The 19007-nt window shown below is 74.7% G+C and carries 10 protein-coding genes; 8 read left to right on the forward strand and 2 right to left on the reverse strand.

The features are described 5' to 3' along the window. The first annotated feature begins 19 nt into the window (after positions 1-19). The 7 genes from AS857_RS12295 to AS857_RS12325 all read left to right on the forward strand — a co-directional run bounded on the left by AS857_RS12295 (position 20) and on the right by AS857_RS12325 (position 16966). Positions 20-9703, forward strand: coding sequence for a non-ribosomal peptide synthetase (locus tag AS857_RS12295; RefSeq protein WP_160330218.1), 9684 nt, complete (start codon positions 20-22; stop codon positions 9701-9703). Positions 9704-9758: 55 nt separating this feature from the next. Then, entirely contained in the window at positions 9759-9971 is a 213-nt protein-coding gene (locus AS857_RS12300) for an MbtH family protein (RefSeq protein WP_058043147.1), read from the forward strand. Positions 9972-10071: 100 nt separating this feature from the next. Continuing rightward, positions 10072-12084, forward strand: a complete 2013-nt coding sequence (locus tag AS857_RS12305) for an ABC transporter ATP-binding protein (RefSeq protein ID WP_058043148.1) — start codon at positions 10072-10074, stop codon at positions 12082-12084. Then, the gene (locus AS857_RS12310; protein WP_058043149.1) at positions 12077-13789 is read left to right on the forward strand and encodes an ABC transporter ATP-binding protein; all 1713 of its coding nucleotides are present in this window, start codon (positions 12077-12079) and stop codon (positions 13787-13789) included. Before AS857_RS12305 ends, AS857_RS12310 begins: the two co-directional genes overlap by 8 nt. Before the next feature lie 143 nt (positions 13790-13932). Continuing rightward, positions 13933-14766: a siderophore-interacting protein gene (locus AS857_RS12315; RefSeq protein WP_058043150.1), complete on the forward strand. Its 834-nt coding sequence runs from the start codon at positions 13933-13935 to the stop codon at positions 14764-14766. Then, positions 14763-15851, forward strand: a complete 1089-nt coding sequence (locus AS857_RS12320; RefSeq protein ID WP_420823931.1) for a FecCD family ABC transporter permease — start codon at positions 14763-14765, stop codon at positions 15849-15851. The genes AS857_RS12315 and AS857_RS12320 overlap by 4 nt, the downstream gene beginning before the upstream one ends. Then, entirely contained in the window at positions 15848-16966 is a 1119-nt protein-coding gene (locus AS857_RS12325) for a FecCD family ABC transporter permease (RefSeq protein WP_107105564.1), read from the forward strand. Before AS857_RS12320 ends, AS857_RS12325 begins: the two co-directional genes overlap by 4 nt. Here AS857_RS12325 and AS857_RS12330 read toward each other — a convergent pair. Continuing rightward, a complete protein-coding gene (locus AS857_RS12330) occupies positions 16918-17529 on the reverse strand; it encodes a GNAT family N-acetyltransferase (RefSeq protein WP_063804235.1) in 612 nt (203 codons plus the stop codon). The genes AS857_RS12325 and AS857_RS12330 overlap by 49 nt on opposite strands. Before the next feature lie 156 nt (positions 17530-17685). On the opposite strand from AS857_RS12330, the gene AS857_RS12335 reads away from it, so the two are divergent. After that, positions 17686-17898: a hypothetical protein gene (locus AS857_RS12335; RefSeq protein WP_058043151.1), complete on the forward strand. Its 213-nt coding sequence runs from the start codon at positions 17686-17688 to the stop codon at positions 17896-17898. A 40-nt stretch (positions 17899-17938) separates the two neighbouring features. On the opposite strand, the gene AS857_RS12340 is transcribed toward AS857_RS12335, so the two are convergent. After that, entirely contained in the window at positions 17939-18997 is a 1059-nt protein-coding gene (locus AS857_RS12340; protein WP_058043152.1) for an aldo/keto reductase, read from the reverse strand. Positions 18998-19007: the final 10 nt, after the last annotated feature.

Raw genomic sequence — 19007 nt, forward strand, 5'->3', positions numbered from 1 at the left:
CCCGACCGAGAGCGCCACCATGACTGACTCCACCGACCTGAACCCGGCAGACGACTCCGGCGCCGGATCCGCGCTCGAGGACGTCTACCCCCTGTCCTCCCTGCAGGAGGGCCTGCTCTTCCACGCCGTCTACGACGACGGCTCCCGCGACGTCTACGTCGTCCAGTCCCACCTCGACCTCGACGGCCCCCTCGCCACAGCCGACCTGGCCGCCGCCACGGACGCGCTGCTGCAGCGCCACGCCAACCTGCGCGCCGGCTTCTGGTACGACGACGGCGAGGACCCCGTCCAGTTCGTCCAGCGCCACGTCGACACCCCGCTCCGCGAACTCGACCTCACCGCGCTCGCCGCCGACCGGCCGGTCCAGGAGGAAGCGGTCCGCGCCGCCATGGAGCAGGACTGGAACCACCGCTTCGACCTCGCCGAACCGCCGCTGCTGCGGCTGACCCTGCTGCGGCTCGGCCCGGACACCGCCCGCCTCGTCGTCACCTGCCACCACCTGCTCCTCGACGGCTGGTCCATGCCGATCCTCGTCCGGGAGCTGCTCACCCTCGCCGGCTCCCGCGGCGACCTCGCCGCCCTGCCGCCCGTACGCCCCTACCGCGACCACCTCGAACTGCTCGCCGGCCGGGACACCGACGCCGCCCGGCGCGCCTGGACCGCCGCCCTCGACGGCATCACCGAGGCCCACCCGGTCGCCCCCGGAGCCGGCCTCGGCACCCCGGTCGAACCGGCGGACGTGGAGGCCGAGGCCGACCCGGACCTCACCGCAGCCCTCACCGTCGCCGCCCGGACCCGCGGCCTGACCCTCGGCAACGTCCTGCACACGCTGTGGGGCGTCCTCGTGGGCTCCCTCACCGGCGCCACCGATGTCGTCAGCGGCACCACCGTCTCCGGCCGTCCCGCGGACCTGCCCGGCGCCGACGCCATGGTCGGCCTGTTCATCAACACCCTGCCGGTCCGCGTCCGCCTGGCACCCGGCGCCACGCTCGCCGCCACCGCCGCCGCCGTCCAGGCCGAGCAGGCCGCCCTGATGGACCACCAGCACCTCGGCCTCGGCGGCATCCAGCGCCTGACCCCCGTCGAAGGCCCCCTCTTCGACACCCTGCTCGTGGTGGAGAACTACGCCGGCAGCGACGACGTCCACGGCGTCCTCGGCGCGGCCGCGGCCACCGGCGGCCTGCGGGTCACCGGCCTCGGCGCCCGCGACGCCACCCACTACCCGCTGACCATGCGCGTCCTGCCCGGCGACACCCTGCGCCTGGAGCTCGGCTACCGCCCGGACGTCTTCGACCGCGCGGCCGCCGAGCGCATCACCGACCGCTTCCTGCACCTGCTCACCCTGTTCGCCGACGCCCCCGAGACGCCGCTGGCCCGGCTCGACCTGCTGCTCCCCGACGAGCGCCGCTCGCTGGCGGGGGAGTGGAACGCCACGGACCGGCCGGTGCCCGGCGGCACGCTGGTCACGCGGTTCGCCGAGCAGCTGGCGGCGACGCCGGACGCGACGGCCGTGGTGTACGAGGGCCGCGAACTGACGTACCGGCAGCTCGACGAGCTGTCGGACGGCCTGGCCGCCGAGCTGGCCGCCGCCGGTGCCGGAGCGGACCGGATCGTCGCCGTGGCCGTGCCGCGCTCCGCCGAGCTGATGGTGTCCCTGCTGGGCGTGCTGAAGTCCGGCGCCGCCTACCTCCCGCTGGACCTCGACCACCCCGCGGAGCGCCTGGCCGGGATGGCGGACGACGCCGCGCCCGTGTGCGTGCTGACCACCGGGGCCGAGCGCCCCCGGCTCTCCTGGCTGCAGGACGTGCCCGTCCTGTTCGCCGACGCGCCCCGCGCCGCCGCCCAGCCGAAGCAGCCCGCGGCGGGCCCGCAGCACGCCGCCTACGTCATCTACACCTCCGGCTCCACCGGCCGGCCCAAGGGCGTGGTGGTCACGCACGAGGCGATCGTGAACCGCCTGGACTGGATGCGCGACGCCTACGGGATCGGCGCCGGGGACCGGATCCTGCAGAAGACCCCCGCGAGCTTCGACGTGTCGGTGTGGGAGTTCTTCCTGCCGCTCGTCAGCGGCGCGGCCGTCGTCCTGGCCCGGCCCGGCGGCCACCGCGAGCCGGACTACCTGGCCGCGCTGGCCGGGCAGGCCTCCGTCACCACCGCGCACTTCGTCCCGTCGATGCTCACCGCCTTCACCGCCGCCGCGGAGCAGGACGAGACGATCCGCAGCGCCTTCCGGGGCGTCCGTCGCGTCTTCTGCTCGGGCGAGGCCCTGCCCGCCGCGGCCGTGGACCGGTTCGCGGCCCTGTGGCCGGGCACCGAGCTGCACAACCTGTACGGGCCGACCGAGGCGGCCGTGGACGTGACGTACCACCGCGCCGAGCCCGGTGCCGCGGTCGTCCCCATCGGCCGTCCCGTGTGGAACACCCGCCTGCACGTGCTGGACGCGGCCCTGCGCCCCGTACCGGTGGGCGTGCCGGGCGAGCTCTACCTCGCCGGCGTCCAGCTGGCCCGCGGCTACCTCGACCGCGCGGGGCTGACGGCGTCGCGCTTCGTGGCCGACCCGCAGGGCCCGGCCGGGACGCGCATGTACCGCACGGGCGACCTGGTCCGCCGCCGGGCCGACGGCGCCGTCGAGTACCTGGGCCGCACCGACGACCAGGTCAAGGTCCGCGGCTTCCGCATCGAGCTCGGCGAGATCGAGGCCGTCCTCGCCGCCCAACCCTCCGTCCGGCACACCGCCGTCCTCGTCCGCACCACCGCGGCCGGCGCCCAGCACGTCGTCGCCTACGTCGTCCCCGGCACCGGCACCGGCGCCGACCCCGACGCCCTGCGCGAGGCCTGCGCCGCCCGGCTGCCGGAATACATGGTCCCGTCCGCCTTCGTGACCCTCGACGCGCTGCCGCTGAGCGTCAACGGCAAGATCGACCGCAAGGCCCTGCCCGACGGCACCCCCGAACTCACCACGGCCGGCGGCGACCGCGAACCGGCCACCGAGACCGAGGCCGCGCTGTGCGCCCTCTTCGCCGAGGTCCTCGAACTCCCCGGCGTCGGCGTCCACGACGACTTCTTCCGCCTCGGCGGCGACAGCATCGTCTCCATCCGCCTCGTCGGAGCCGCGCGCGCCGCAGGGCTCACCCTCAGCCCGCGCGACGTCTTCGAAGGCCGCACCCCCGCCGGACTGGCGGAACGGGCCGGCCACGGCGCGCCCGCCGGCGACACCACCGGCCCGGCGGCCGCCGCCGAACTGCCCGAGCCCAGTGCGCAGGACGCGGCGGCCGTCCGCGCCGCCGTCCCCGGCGTCACCGAGATCTGGCCGCTCTCCCCGCTCCAGCAGGGCCTGCTCTTCGAGGCCCTCTACGACGAGGACGCCCTCGACGTCTACACCTCCCGCGACGTCGTCACCCTGCGCCGCCCGGTCCCCGCGGAGACCCTGCGCACCGCGGTGACCGCCGTCCTCGACCGGCACCCCAACCTGCGCGCCGGTTTCCTCCACGACGGACTCGACCGGCCCGTCCAGTTCATCCCGGCCGGCACCACCGTGCCCGTCACCGAGACCGACCTGCGCACCCTCGCCCCCGAGGCCGCCGACGCCGAGCTGCGGCGGCTGCAGGACGCCGAGGCCCGCACCCGCTTCGACCTCGCCGACCCGCCCCTGGTGCGCCTGTCCTCCGTCCTCACCCCCGACGGCCGCCAGCACGTCCTCGTCACCCACCACACCCTGCTGTGGGACGGCTGGTCCACCGGCCTGTTCCTGCAGGAGCTCCTGGCCTGCTGCCACACCCTGGTGGCCGGCGGAGCCCTCCCGCAGCCCGGCCCGGCCGACGACCGGCCCCTGGCCTACCGCGACTTCCTCGCCTGGCTCCACACCCAGGACACCGCCGCCGGCGAAGTGGCCTGGCGCTCCGCCCTCGCGGGCGTCGACGAGCCCACGCTCATCGCCCCGCAGGCCCGCGAACGCGCCGCCCTGCTGCCCGAGGAGCACGTCACCGAGCTGACCGCCGCCCTCAGCTCCCGCATCACCGGCTACGCCAGGACCCACGGCCTGACGCTCAACACCGTCCTCTCGGGCGTCTGGAGCCTGCTCCTGGCCGGGCTGACGGGTCGTCAGGACGTGGTCTTCGGCACCACCGTCTCCGGCCGCCCGGCGGAGCTGACGGGCATCGACCGCACCATCGGCATGTTCCTCAACACCGTCCCGGTCCGCGCCCGTCTCGACCGGCACGAGACCGTCGCCGCCTACCTGTCCCGCCTCCAAGGCGAGCAGGCGGCCCTCCTTCCGCACCACCAGCTCAGCCTCGGCACCATCCAGCGCGCCGCCGGAGCGGGCCGCCTCTTCGACACGCTCCAGGTGCTGCGCAACACCCCCGTCGACCAGGACGAGCGCGACCGCATCGGACAGGCCCTCGGCGTGGACGACGTCACCGACGTGGACGCCACCCACTTCCCGCTGATCTTCGCGGCCAACCCGGGGGACCGGATCGGCTTCGAATGGAAGTTCCGCCCCGACGTCTTCGGCCGCGCGACGGTCGAGGAGCACGCGGACCGCTTCGTCTCCCTCCTGGAACAGATCACCTCGGACGCCGGCGTGCTCGTCCGGCACCTCGACGTGCTGACGGAGACGGAACGCGGCACGGTCCTGGGCGAGTGGGCCGCCACGGAACGCGAGCTGCCGGAGGCCTCGGTGGCGGACCTGCTGGCCGAGCGGGCGGCGGCCGTGCCGGACGCGGTGGCGCTGGTCGAGGGCGAGCGCGTGTGGACCTTCGCCGAACTGGACGCCCAGGTGAACCGCCTGGCCCGCTTGTTCCTCGCCCGCGGCGCCGGACCGGACCGGGTGGTGGCCCTGGGCCTGCCGCGTTCGCTGGAGATGGTGGCGGCGCTCTTCGCGGTGCTGCGCGCCGGTGCGGCGTACCTGCCGCTGGAGCTGGACTACCCCGTCGACCGGCTCGCCTACATGGTCGAGGAGACCGCACCCGTCGTCCTGATCACGGACTCCTCCGTGCGCGACCGCATGCCGGACGTCGACGGGGTTCCCCGCGTGGAGCTGGACGACGCTGCCGTCATGGCCGAGCTGGCCGGTCTGCCGGACAAGCCGGTGGAGGCGCGGGTGGATCTCGACGCCGCCGCGTACGTCATCTTCACCTCCGGCTCGACGGGCCGTCCCAAGGGTGTCGTCACGCCCTACCGCGGTCTGACCAACATGCAGCTGAACCACCGCGAGGCCATCTTCAACCCCGTGGTGGAGGCGGCCGGCGGCCGGACGCTGCGCATCGCGCACACCGTCTCGTTCTCCTTCGACATGTCGTGGGAGGAGCTGCTGTGGCTCGTCGAGGGCCATGAGGTGCACGTCCTGGACGAGTCGTTGCGCCGTGACGCCGAGGGGCTGGCGGCCTACTGCGCCGAGCAGGCCGTCGACGTCATCAACGTGACGCCCTCCTACGCCCAGGCGCTCGTCGAGTGCGGCCTGCTGGACGAGGACCGCCACCGCCCCGTCCTGGTCCTCCTCGGCGGCGAAGCCGTGCCGGAGTCGCTGTGGCAGCGGCTGAAGGACACGCCCGGCCTGATCGGCTACAACCTCTACGGCCCCACCGAGTACACGATCAACACGCTCGGCGGCGGCACGCTCGACAGCGACACCGCCACCGTCGGCCGCCCCATCCGGAACACGCGGGCCCATGTGCTCGACGCATGGCTGCGCCCGGTCCCGGTCGGCGTCCCGGGCGAGCTCTACGTCTCCGGCGTCGGCCTGGCCCGCGGCTACCTGAACCGTCCGGGCCTGTCGGCGGGCCGCTTCGTCGCGGACCCCTTCGGCGAGCCGGGCGGGCGGATGTACCGCACGGGCGACGTCGTCCGGTGGCGCAGGGACGGCCTGCTGGACTTCCTCGGCCGCGTCGACGACCAGGTCAAGATCCGCGGCTACCGCGTCGAGCCCGGCGAGATCGAGGACGCCCTGGCACAACTGCCCACCGTGGCGCAGGCCGCGGTCGTGGTCCGCGAGGACGCCCCCGGCGTCAAGCGCCTGGCCGCCTACCTCGTGCCCGCCGGAGATGTTCCCACCGCCGCGGACGTCGACGTCGCCGCCGTCCGCCGTTCGCTGGCGGAGTCCCTGCCGGAGTACATGGTCCCGTCCGCGTTCGTCGTCCTGGAGGCGCTGCCGCTGACCGTCAACGGCAAGCTCGACCGCAAGGCCCTCCCCGCACCGGACCTCGGCGCGACCGGCACCGGCCGCGCTCCCGCGAACCCCCGGGAAGAGCAGCTGTGCGCCCTGTTCGGCGAGGTGCTCGGGACCGGCCCCGTGGGCCCCGACGACCACTTCCTCGACCTGGGCGGCCACTCCCTGCTGGCCACCCGCCTCGTCAGCCGGATCCGTACGGCCCTCGGCACCGACCTCGCCATCCGCGACCTCTTCGAGGCGCCGACCCCGGCCGCCCTCGCCGAGCGCACCGCCGGGGCCACGGACGACCGGCCCGCACTCGTACGCCGCGAGCGCCCGGCCGAACTGCCCCTCTCGCACGCCCAGCGCCGCATGTGGTTCCTGCAGAACCTCGACGCCTCCGGGGCCACGTACAACGTCCCGCTCGTGGTCCGGGTGAGCGGCGCGCTCGACACGGACGCGCTGCGCCTCGCCGTGGCCGACGTGACCGCCCGCCACGAGAGCCTGCGCACCGTCGTGGCCGAGCACGAGGGCCGCGTCGTCCAGCGCATCCTCGACGCGCCCGCCCCCGCCGACGCGCTGCACGTCGTCACCACCACGGAGGAGGCGCTGGAGGCCGACGTCCAGGCGGCCGTCCGGCACGGCTTCGACCTCTCGCGCGAACTGCCCCTGCGTGTCACCGTGCTGGACATCGGCCCCATGGACCACGTCCTGGTGCTGCTCTTCCACCACATCGCCGGTGACGAGTGGTCGATGCTGCCCTTCGTGGACGACCTCACCACGGCGTACACAAGCCGTGCCGGCGGCACCGCCCCCGGCTGGCAGCCGCTGCCCGTCCAGTACGCGGACTACACGCTGTGGCAGCGCGACCTGCTGGGCGACCCCGCGGACGGGCAGAGCCTGCACGGCCGCGAGGCCGCGTACTGGAAGCAGGCGCTCGCCGGGCTCCCGGAGGAACTGGCCCTGCCCACCGACCGCCCGCGCACCCCGGCCACCGGCCTCCGCGGCGACACCGTACGGGCCCAGGTGCCGCAGGCCGTCTACCGCGGGCTGCGCGACGCCGCCACCGCCACGGGCACGACGACGTTCATGGTCCTGCAGGCGGCCGTCGCCACCCTGCTGCACCGGCTCGGCGCCGGCGACGACATCCCCCTCGGCGCCCCGGTCGCGGGCCGCTCGGACGCCGCGCTCGACGGGCTCGTCGGCTTCTTCGTCAACACGCTCGTCCTGCGCAACGACCTGTCCGGCGACCCGGCGTTCACCGAACTGCTCGGCCGCGTCCGGGAGCACGACCTGGCGGCCTTCGCCCACCAGGACCTGCCCTTCGACAGCCTGGTCGAGGCCGTCAACCCGCCGCGCGTCCCCGGCCGTCACCCGCTGTTCCAGGTGATGCTCGGGTACCGCAACAGCGACGGCGAGGCCCGCCGGCTCCTCGGCCTGGAGAGCCGCATCCTCCCGTTCGAGCTGGGCGCCGTGAAGTTCGAGCTCGACTTCAACTTCGAGGAGACGCCGAGCACCGAAGAGATCGACATCGCCTTCGAGTACGCGGCCGACCTCTACGACCGCTCCACCGCCGAGGCCCTCGTGGAGCGGCTCCTGTCCCTCCTCGCCCAGGTGGCCGAGAACCCGGCCCGCCGCATCGGCACCCTCGACGTGCTCACGCAGGAGGAGCGGGACGCGGTCCTGGGGGAGTGGGCGCGGACGGGGCACGAGCTGCCGGACGCCTCGGTGGCGGACCTGCTGGCCGAGCAGGCCGCTCGCACGCCGGAGGCGGTGGCCCTGGTGGCGGGCGGCCGCGTCTGGTCGTTCGCCGAGCTGGACGCCCGGGTGAACCGTTTCGCCCGTCTGCTGCTGGCGCGCGGCGCAGGCCCGGAGAAGGTGGTGGCCCTCGGCCTGCCGCGTTCGCTGGAGATGGTGGCGGCGCTCTTCGCGGTGCTGCGCACCGGAGCCGCGTACCTGCCGCTGGAGCTGGACTACCCCGTCGACCGGCTCGCCTACATGGTCGAGGAGACGGAACCCGTCGTCCTGCTCACCGATTCCACGGCGCGCGCCCGGATGCCCGAGGTCGACGGGGTCCCGCGCGTGGAGCTGGACGACGCTGCCGTCGCCGCCGAGCTGGCCGGACTGCCGGACGGGCCGGTGGGCGCGCGGGTGGATGCCGACGCCGCCGCGTACGTCATCTTCACGTCGGGTTCCACGGGCCGTCCCAAGGGTGTCGTCACGCCCTACCGCGGTCTGACCAACATGCTCCTGAACCACCGCGAGGCCATCTTCAACCCCGTGGTGGAGGCGGCCGGCGGCCGGACGCTGCGCATCGCGCACACCGTCTCGTTCTCCTTCGACATGTCGTGGGAGGAGTTGCTGTGGCTCGTGGAAGGACACGAGGTGCACGTCCTGGACGAGTCCCTGCGCCGTGACGCCGAGGGCCTGGCGGCCTACTGCGCCGAGCAGGCCGTCGACGTCATCAACGTGACGCCGTCGTACGCCCAGGCACTGGTGGAATGCGGGCTGCTGGACGAGGACCGCCACCGCCCCGTCCTGGTCCTCCTCGGCGGCGAAGCGGTCCCCGAGTCGCTGTGGACGCGGCTGTGCGAGACGCCCGGCCTCATGGGCTACAACCTCTACGGCCCGACCGAGTACACGATCAACACGCTCGGCGGCGGCACGCTCGACAGCGACACCGCGACCGTCGGCCGTCCCATCTGGAACACGCGCGCCTACGTGCTGGACGCGGCGCTGCGGCCGGTGCCGGTGGGCGTTCCCGGTGAGCTGTACGTGTCCGGCGTCGGCCTGGCGCGCGGCTACCTCGACCGCCCCGGCCTGACCGCCGGCCGGTTCGTCGCCGACCCCTTCGGCGCGGACTTCGGCGAGCCCGGCGCGCGGATGTACCGCACGGGCGACGTCGTCCGGTGGCGCAGGGACGGCCTGCTGGACTTCCTCGGCCGGGCCGACGACCAGGTCAAGATCCGCGGCTATCGTGTGGAGCCCGGGGAGATCGAGGACGCCCTGACCGGCCTGCCCTCGGTCGCCCAGGCCGCCGTGGTCGTCCGCGAGGACACCCCCGGCGTCAAGCGCCTGGCCGCCTACCTCGTGCCCGCCGGAGACGTTCCCGCCGCCGGGGACGTCGACGCCGCCGACGTGCGCCGCTCGCTGGCCGCGTCCCTGCCCGAGTACATGGTCCCGTCGGCCTTCGTCGTCCTGGACGCGCTGCCGCTGACCGTCAACGGCAAGCTCGACCGCAAGGCGCTCCCCGTACCCACCGCCGCCGACATGGCCGCCGGCGGCACGGGCCGCGCCCCGCGCGACGTGGCGGAGAAGACGCTGTGCGACGTCTTCGCCGACGTCCTCGGGCTGCCCGAAGTCGCGGTCGACGACAGCTTCTTCGAGCTCGGCGGCCATTCGCTGCTGGCCATGACACTGCTGCACCGCATCCGCGAGGCCTTCGGCACAGGCGAGGACGGACCGGGCATCGGCGACCTGTTCGCCGGGCCCACCGTCGCCGAACTCGCCGCCCGCTTCCGGGAGGCCGCACCCGCGGCTCACCGGCTCTCCTGACCCTCTCCCACCTCACCTGCACAAACCGCACCTGCACAAAAAGGAGCACTCCCTCATGAGCAACACCACCAACCCGTTCGAGGACGACGACGCCCGCTACTTCGTTCTCGTCAACGCCGAGAACCAGCACTCCCTGTGGCCCGCCTTCGCCGAGGTCCCCGACGGCTGGACCGCCGTCCACGGCGAGGACTCCCTGCAGGCCTGCACCGACTACGTCGACGCCCACTGGACCGACATGCGCCCGGCGAGCCTCGTCGCCCGGTCCTGACCGGCCCCTCCCGAAGACCCGCCGCGGCGGGCGGACCGGGCAACCACCCGGTCCGCCCGCCGCGGCCGAGCCGACCTGCTGAGAGCGGATACCTGACGTCGTGAGCACCCAACACGCCAAGCCGGAGCACCACCCCGGCACCGCCGACGAGCCCCCGGGCCCGCCGACTGCCGAGGAGGTCCCGCCCGCCGAGGACGCCCCGGAGGAGGGCTCTCCGGAGGGCTCTCCGGAGGAGGAAGAGCAGAGCCCACGGGACCTCTCGCCCGAACGACGGCGACGGGCCCGCGCCCTGCTGCGCGGCGCCCTGCGGCCGCACTGGGCGACGGTCGGCGCGGCCATGGCCGCCGCCGGAGTCCGGCAGATCGCCTTCCTCGCGGTCCCGTGGTGCATCCAGAAGGCGCTGGACGACGGCGTCACGGCCAGGGACAATCACGCCCTGCTGGTGTGGGCCGCCGCCACCCTGTGCGCCGCGGGCATCCAGTTCGCCGGGCTCTACGGCTGGCAGTACTGGGCCGGTTCCGCCGACGCCAAGGTGGGAGCCGACCTGCGCTCCCGGCTGCTGCGGCACCTGGCCGGCCTGGACCGCGCCGCGCTCGCCTCCCGCGGCCACGGCGACCTGGCCATGCGCGCCGGCCGGGACACCGACCTGGTGCGCGAGTGGGTGCACGGCCTGGCCATCTGGGTCGTGCTGGGCACCACCTTCGTGGGCGTCCTGACCGGCATGGGCGTGCTCGACGTGTCGCTGCTGCTCGTGACGCTGGGCATGCTGCCGTTCCTGGTCTGGGTCAACCTGTACTTCCCGCGCCGCTTCGGCGCGGCCAGCGGCGCGCTGGCCGAGGCGCACGGCGTCCGCGCCGAGGCCGTCGCGGACCTGCTCCAGCTCGGCACCGGCCTGCGCGGCACGGGCGGCCACCGGCCGCTCGTGGCCCGGCACGACGCGGCCAGCGCCGCCGTCACCGACCGCACCGTCAAGGCGGCCCGGATCGAGGCCTCCTGGGCGTCCGTCGCGCCCTTCGTGCCGCGGATGGCCGTGGCGATCGGCGTGGGCTTCGGCGGGCTCGCCGTCCTCGACGGCCGGCTGACCATCGGCGGCCTGGTCGCCTTCACGTCCTGGATGGCCAGCATCACCCTCGCCACCCGCGTCCTGGTCGACCGGCTCCTCGCCCGCGGGCAGGCCGACGTGGCCGCCTCCCGCATCGACGAGGCGCTGTCCATCGAGGCCACCGTCACCGACCCGGCCGAGCCGGTCGCGCTCACCCCCGGCGGCGACCTGGAGCTGACCGGCGTCAGCGCGGTCCGCGACGGCGTCACCGTCCTCGCGCCGCTCGACCTGACCGTCCGCGCCGGGGAGTTCGTCGCCGTGAACGGCGCCACCGGCTCCGGCAAGAGCACCCTGCTGCGCCTGCCCGTCCGGCTCGACGACCCCGGCACGGGGGTCGTCCGCTACGGCGGCACGGACCTGCGCGAGGCCGCGCTGGACGACATCCGCGGCCGGATCGCGTACGTCGCCCAGCGGCCGATGCTGCTGTCCGGCACGGTCGCCGAGAACCTGCGCCTCGGCCGCGACCTGCCGGACGAGGCCCTGCACGCCGCCTGCGCAACCGCCGGCATCCACGACCAGATCGCCGCGATGCCCGACGGCTACGACACCGAACTCGGCGAGAGCGGCACCGCCCTGTCGGGCGGCCAGGTCCAGCGGCTGGCCATCGCCCGCGCGCTCCTCGGCGAACCGGAGGTGCTGATCCTGGACGACTCCACGTCCGCCCTGGACACCACCACCGAGCAACTGATCCTCGACCGCCTGCACACGTGGGCCGCGGACCGCACCATCGTCTTCGCCACGCACCGCACGGCGGTCCTGGAGGCGGCGGACCGCGTCGTGACACTGACGGCTGCGGGCCGTGAGGGCGACCCCGCCGGTACGGTTGCCACCTCCGAGGCCGCCGCCCCCGCCGCCGGCTCTGCCGCGCCCACGGCCGCGGGCCGCGCCGGTGACACCGGCACCACAAGCAAGCGCACCGGCACCCAATCCGGTCCCGGAGGCGGCCCCGCCGCCTCCGGACCCGCACCCGCATCCGTCCCCGTCACCACCCCGGAGGGCCCCCGTGGCTGAGCCGGTTCTGCTCGACGAGCAGCCCGACGAGCGGCGCGTGCTGCGTCGCGCCGCCCCCTATCTGCGCCCGCACCGGCGCGCGCTCGTCGTCGCCCTCGTGGTCGGGCTGGCCGACTCCGCCGCGCTGGTGGCCGTCGCCCCGCTGATCGGGCGCGCCACGGACGCCCTGCTCGACCGGGACCGCGGCGGGCTGCTGACCGCCGCCGTGGTCCTCGTCGTCCTCGCGGTCCTCCAGCTGGGCCTCGCCCGTGCGGGCGAGCTGCTGCTGGCGAAGGCCGGCGAGAACGTCGTGCGCAGCCTGCGCGAGAAGTGCGTGGAGAACCTGGCGTCGGCGCCGCTGCGGTTCCTGGAGTCGCACCGCACGGGCGACCTGCTGCGCCGTACGACGGGCGAGGTGGCCGCCCTGGCCTCCTTCGTGCGCATGCACCTGCGCAGGCTGGTGTCGGCGACGGCCACGCTCCTCTTCACCCTTGTCGTGCTCTTCGGCTACTCGTGGCAGCTGGCGCTGGTGCAGATCGCCGTCTTCGTGCCGCTGACGCTGCTGGTGATGCGCTGGTTCCAGCGGTCCGCGCCGCGCGCGTTCGGCGGGAAGGCGGCGGCGGAGGCGACGGTCGCGGCGACGTTCACCGAGACCCTGAACGTGCGGGAGGCGCTGCAGAGCGCCCGCGGCCTGCCGGGCTGGCTGCGCCGGTTCGACCGGGAGAACACCGCGGCCGTCGGCGCGGCCCGGCGCGCGATCCGGGTGGAGAACCGCATCGACCTGGTCGGCCTGATCGAGGGGTTCGCGCTGGTCGTGCTGCTGCTCGCCGGTGGCTGGTCCGTCTCGCGCGGCGCGATGGGCGTCGGCACCGTCGTGGTCTTCGTCCTGGCGAGCCGCAACCTCTTCGACTCCTTCTCGGACATCTCCCAGCTCGTGGGCGAGGTGCAGACGGCGCGCACGGGCCTGGCCCGGCTGCTGGACCTGCTGGCGGCCACCGACCGGGCCGCGGACGACAAGCCCCGGGAGGACGGCCCGGCCGCGGAGCTGCCCCTGCGCGGCGAACTCGCCTGCGAGGATCTCGGCTACTCCTACCGCGACGGCACGGAGGTGCTGCGCGGCGTCTCCCTGGGCTTCCCGGTGGGCGACCGCAGCGGCGTGGTCGGCGAGACCGGCTCGGGCAAGACGACGCTGTCGAAGCTGCTGTGCGGCCTCTACGTGCCGGACCGGGGCGCGGTGCGCTTCGCCGGCGTCGACGTGCGGGAGATCCCGGAGGCGGAGCTGCGCCGCCGCGTGGTGCTGGTGCCGCAGGAAGTCCGCATGGTGACGGGCACGGTGGCGGCGAACCTGGAGCTGGTGCACAGCGCGCCGGGCCGGGCCGAGATGGAACGGGCCGTGGCCGAGCTGGGACTTCAGGAGTGGATCCGCGACCTGGGTGGTCTCGACGCCGAGGTGGGCGTGCGCGGCTCGCGCCTCTCGGCGGGGGAGCGGCAGATCGTCGGGCTGCTGAGGGCCGCCCTGGCCGACCCGGCGGTGCTCGTCCTGGACGAGGCGACCGCCGACATCGACCCGGTGACGGCGGGCCGGCTGGAGCACGCCCTGGACGGGATGCGCAGCGACCGCACGATCATCGTGATCGCGCACCGGCCGGCCACCATCGCCCGGCTGCCGCGGGTGATCGCGCTCGACGCAGGCCGGGTGGCGGGAACGATGGCATCTACACGATGAGTTAGGTTAGGGTTGCCTAACTTCGGTTCGGAGGGGTCCTCCGGCCGTACACGTGACGCCCGGTGGCCCTCGCGCGCCCGCGCGGGGGCCACCGCAACGCGGTGCCGGTCCCGCGGCACACCCCGGCCAGATTGGGATGATCGATGACCATTGAGACGCTCCCGCCGCGCATGCGCATCGTCCGCCATCCGCTCAAGTACCGCCTGCTGGAGGTGCGCAGGGTCGACCGGCTCACCCCCTCCACCGTGCGGGTGACGTTCGCCGGCCCCGCGCTGGAAGGATTCTGCGAGCAGGCGCCGACCGACCACGTGAAGCTCTGCTTCGCCGAGCCGGGCGCCGCACTGCCCGTCGAGCCGGTCATCAGCAACGACACCTGGATGGACGCCCCCGTGGAGCCCATCACCCGGGACTACACCGTCCGTTACTACCGCCCCGAGGCGCAGGAGCTGGACGTCGACATGGTCCTGCACGGCGACGGCGTGGGCTCGGCCTGGGCCGCGCGGGCGGAGCCGGGCATGCGGCTCGGCGTCCTCGGCCCGCGCGGCTCCGAGATCCTGCCGATGGTCCACGACTGGTACCTGCTGGCCGCCGAGGAGACCGCGCTGCCCGCGCTCGGCCGCTGGCTGGAGATGCTGCCCGCGGGCGTCCGCGTCCTCGCCTTCGCCGAGGTGCCCGGCCCGCAGGACGAGCAGCACTTCACCACCGCCGCCGACTGCACCATGACCTGGCTGCACCGCGGGGACGCCCCGGCCGGCACGAGCGACCTGATGGAACGGGCCATCCGTACCGCCGAACTGCCCGCCGAGGGACTCGGCCACGCCTGGATCGCCGGCGAGGCCGGCACCCTCAAGCCCATCCGCCGCTACCTGCGCCGCGAACTCGGCATGGCCAAGGAGCAGGTGGACATCGACGGTTACTGGAAGCGCGGCGTGGAGAACCACGACCACCACTCGGACGAAGAGCACGAGCACGCGTGAGCACCACTGCCGCTCCCACCACCACCGACGGCCCCCGTCCCGTGCGGAACGCCGCAGGCGAGGGGCGGCCCCCGGCCCGCCGCGCTCAGCACGCGCGGCGGGCCGCCGGGCTGCTGGCCTGCACCGCCCTCGTCGCCGTCCTCGCCGTCCTGAGCATCGGCATCGGCGCCAAGACGATCCCGCCCGGCGACGTCCTGCACGCCCTCCTGCACCCGGACCCCGGCAACGACGACTGGATCGTCGTGCGCACCTCCCGGCTGCCGCGCAGCCTCCTGGGCATCGGCGTCGGCATCGCCCTCGGCCTGTCCGGCGCGCTCATGCAGGCGCTCACGCGCAACCCGCTCGCCGACCCGGGCCTGCTCGGCGTCAACGCCGGCGCCGCTGCCGCCGTCGCCGCCGCGACCGCCCTGCTCGACCTCGGCAGCTTCAGCGCCTACGTGTGGTGCGCGCTGCTGGGTGCGGCCGTCGCCGCCGCGGCCGTCCACCTGCTGGGCACCCGCGGCCGCTCCCGGGCCACCCCCGTGCGCCTCGCCCTCGCGGGCACCGCCGTCACCGCCGTCCTCACGGCGGTCGTCAACGGCCTGATCCTGCTCGACCCGCTCACCCTCAACCGCTTCCGGTTCTGGCAGATCGGCACCCTCGGCGGCGTGGACGGCGCCCTGATCCGGCAGGTGCTGCCCTTCCTGGCCGCGGGCGCGCTGCTGGCCGCGCTGCTGGCCCGGCCGCTGAACGCCGTGGCCCTGGGCGACGACACCGCCCGCGCGCTCGGCGCCCACCCCGGCCGCACCCAGTTCGCCACCATGCTCGCCATCACCCTGCTGTGCGGGGCCGCCACCGCGGCCGTCGGCCCGATCGCCTTCGTCGGACTGGCCGTTCCGCACGTGGCACGGCTGATCGCCGGGCCCGACCAGCGCTGGGTCCTGCCCTACAGCGCCGTCCTCGCCGCCGCGCTGCTGCTCGCCGCCGACATCCTCGGCCGCGTCGTGCTGCGCCCGCAGGAGCTGGAGGCGGGAGTCGTCACCGCGTTCCTCGGAGCGCCCCTGTTCATCGCACTCGTCCGCCGCAAGAGGATCAGCGAACTGTGACCAGCCGTACCCCGCTTGCGCGCCCCCGACCGGCGTCACGGCCGCAGAGCGCGCCCCCGCGGATCACGCGCCTGCGCGCCCTGCACCTGCCCCTGCCCGGCGGCCGCCCCGCCCTCTCCGTGCGCTGGGACCCGCGCGCCGCCGCCGTCTGCCTCGCCCTGCTCCTGGCGGCGGCCGCCACGGGCGTGTGGACGCTCACCACGGGCGACTTCCGCATCCCCGTGCCCGACGTCCTGCGCGTCCTCGCCGACGACGGCAACCCCGCGTACACGTACATCGTCGAAGAGCTGCGGCTGCCCCGGCTGCTGACGGCCCTTCTGGTCGGCGCCGCACTCGGCCTGTCCGGCGCGCTCTTCCAGAACGTCGCCCGCAACCCCCTCGGCAGCCCGGACGTCATCGGCTTCACCGTCGGCTCCGCCACCGGCGCCCTCGTCACCATCCTCGTGCTGGGCGCGGGCACGGCCTCGGTCGCCGCCGGTTCGGTCACCGGCTGCGCGGTCACCAGCGCCGCCGTGTACCTGCTCGCCTGGCGGGGCGGCGCGGCCACCTTCCGCCTCGTCCTCGTCGGCATCGGCGTGAGCGCACTGCTCTCCTCGGCCAACGCCTACCTGATCGCGAAGGCCTCCTTCACCGACGCGCAGAGCGCCCAGGTCTGGCTCACCGGCAGCCTCAACGGCCGCGGCTGGGAGCACGCGGGCACGATGGCCGCCGCACTCGCCGTCCTCGCCCCCGCGGCCCTGCTCCTCGCCCGGCCGCTGCGCATGCTGGAGATGGGCGAGGACACGGCGTCGGCGCTGGGTGTACGGGTCGAGCGGGTCAAGGCCGCGGCGCTCGTCGTCGGCGTGGGGCTCACCGCCCTGGCCACGGCCGTCGCGGGCCCCGTGCCGTTCATCGCCCTGGTGGCGCCCCAGGTGGTGCGCAGACTCACCCGCTCCCCGGGCCCCAACCTCGCCCCGTCGGCCGTCCTTGGCGCCCTGCTGCTGGCGGCCAGCGACCTCGCCGCCCAGCGGATGCTGGCCCCCACGCAGCTTCCCGTGGGGGTCCTGACCGGGGTCGTCGGCGGCTGCTACCTGGTGTACGTGCTCGCCCGGCAGTGGCGCGCCGGCCAGGGCTGAACGGGAACGCTCCCGCTCTCCTCGGAGAGCGGGGCCCCGGGCAGGGGCCGGGCGAAGACGCGGGAGCCGCGGGCGGGATCGAGGGCGGCCACCCACGTGCGCGGCGCCCGCGAGGCGTCCGTCTCGCGGAAGCCGCTGCGGAGGAATGCCTCGCCGTCGCCGGTCGTCGCCGCGAACACCTCGGCCACCGACCGGTCGGAGGCGTGGAGCAGCAGCGCCGTCAGCAGCCGCGAGCCGATGCCGCGGCGCTGACGGCCGGGCTGCACGCAGAAGTTGTGCAGCACGCCCGCCGCCCCGGTGGCCGACAGGCCGTCACCGGGGAACGCCCGCAGGGCCACGCACCCTTCGAGGGCCCCGTGGGCGTCCTCCGCCACGAAGAACTCGGCGAACCGCGCCGCGTAGACGTGCGGTGTGCGGCGGCGCAGCGCACCGGTCCGCATGAAGGGTTCCGACAGGGCGTACAGCCCGGGCGCGTCGGCGGCCCGCGCCGTCCGTACGCCGCCCGCTGCCGGGAGGACCGGACGGCCCTCTCCTGTACGGACCGTCGGCGGACCCAGCCTCATAAAGGGCTCCCGGTTCTCACGTCACCTGCAGAAAGTGAGGTAAGCCTAACCTAACTAGATCTTGGCTTCGGGAGGGGGTTCGGTGGCTGGTTTAGGCAGGAGAAGTCCGGGCACCCGACAGGTTCCAGCACCTCTGATCAGCAGGAGGCACGAACGATGGACCGGGGAAGCAGCAAGCACGGCGCCAAGCGGGACGACGAGCTGAAGAAGGAAGTGCAGGAGCTGACCCGGTCGGGACGGCCCACCCGGACCGAGGAGTGGCGCGACGCGGAGCCCCTGGCTCCGGAGGAGCCGGGCGCGGAGCCCGGGGCGGGGGAGCGGAGCGCCCCGGGCAGGGAAGGGGCCCGGCCCGGCCGCCCCCGGTCGTAGCTCCCGGCCGTGGAGACTCCCCGGGCCCCTGCGGCCGGGGTCAGAGGATCTCGTTCGCCGTGCGCCGGTACGTGGAGCGGCGGTTGTCGATGGCCGGCCAGCGGTCGCCGTAGACGTTCCGCGTGATGGCCGGCTCCCGCAGGAAGTCGTGCGGGAAGCCGAGCGGCACCGCGCTCACCTCGTCCAGCCGTGCCACGGCGTCGGCGTCGAGGGTGACGTCCACCGAGGCCAGGTTGTCGGCCAGCTGGCTCTCCTTGGTGGCCGCCACGATCGGGACGATGTTGCCGGGCCGGCCGCGCAGCCACGCGAGCGCCACCTGCGCCGGGCTCCAGCCGCCCTGCTCGGCGACCTCCAGGACGGCGGTGACGATCGCCTCCTCGTTGCTCCCCGGCGCGTTCTCCGGGCTCTCCGCGGTGAGCCTGCCGCTCTCGCCGCGGCGGTACTTGCCCGTCAGCTTGCCGGCTGCCAGCGGGCTCCACGCCAGGACCGCCTGGTCGAAGGCGCGGGCCTGCGGGAGCAGTTCGCGCTCGGGCGTGCGGTCCAGCAGGTTGTAGCGCAGCTGCGAACCGGCGAAGGCCGTCCACCCGCGCAGCTCGGCGAGCGTGTTCGCCTGCGCGATCTCCCACGCGGGCCAGTCGGAGACGCCGACGTACAGCACCTTCCCGCTGCGCACGACGTCGTCCAGGGCCCGCATCACCTCCTCCACGGGGGTGAAGTTGTCCCGCGCGTGCACCCACAGCACGTCCACGTGGTCCGTGCGCAGCCGGCGCAGGCTCGCCTCCACCGACTGCACCAGGTTCTTGCGGTGGTTGCCCGCGGAGTTCACGTCCCCCTCGGCGGTGGCACAGCTGTACTTGGTGGCCAGGACGAAACGCTCCCGGCGGCCTTCCAGCAACTCGCCGAGGATGCGCTCCGACGTGCCCCCGGTGTAGGTGTCGGCCGTGTCGACGAAGTTGCCGCCGGCGTCGGCGTAGGCGTCGAGAATCCGCCGGCTGGTGTCCTTGTCGGCACCCCAGCCCCAGTCGTCCCCGATGGTCATGGCCCCGAGGCTCAGCTCGCTGACCCGCAGGCCGGTCCTGCCGAACAGTGTGTAACGCACGAAGTTCCCC

This window comes from Streptomyces roseifaciens (genome assembly GCF_001445655.1).
Lineage (GTDB): Bacteria > Actinomycetota > Actinomycetes > Streptomycetales > Streptomycetaceae > Streptomyces > Streptomyces aureoversilis.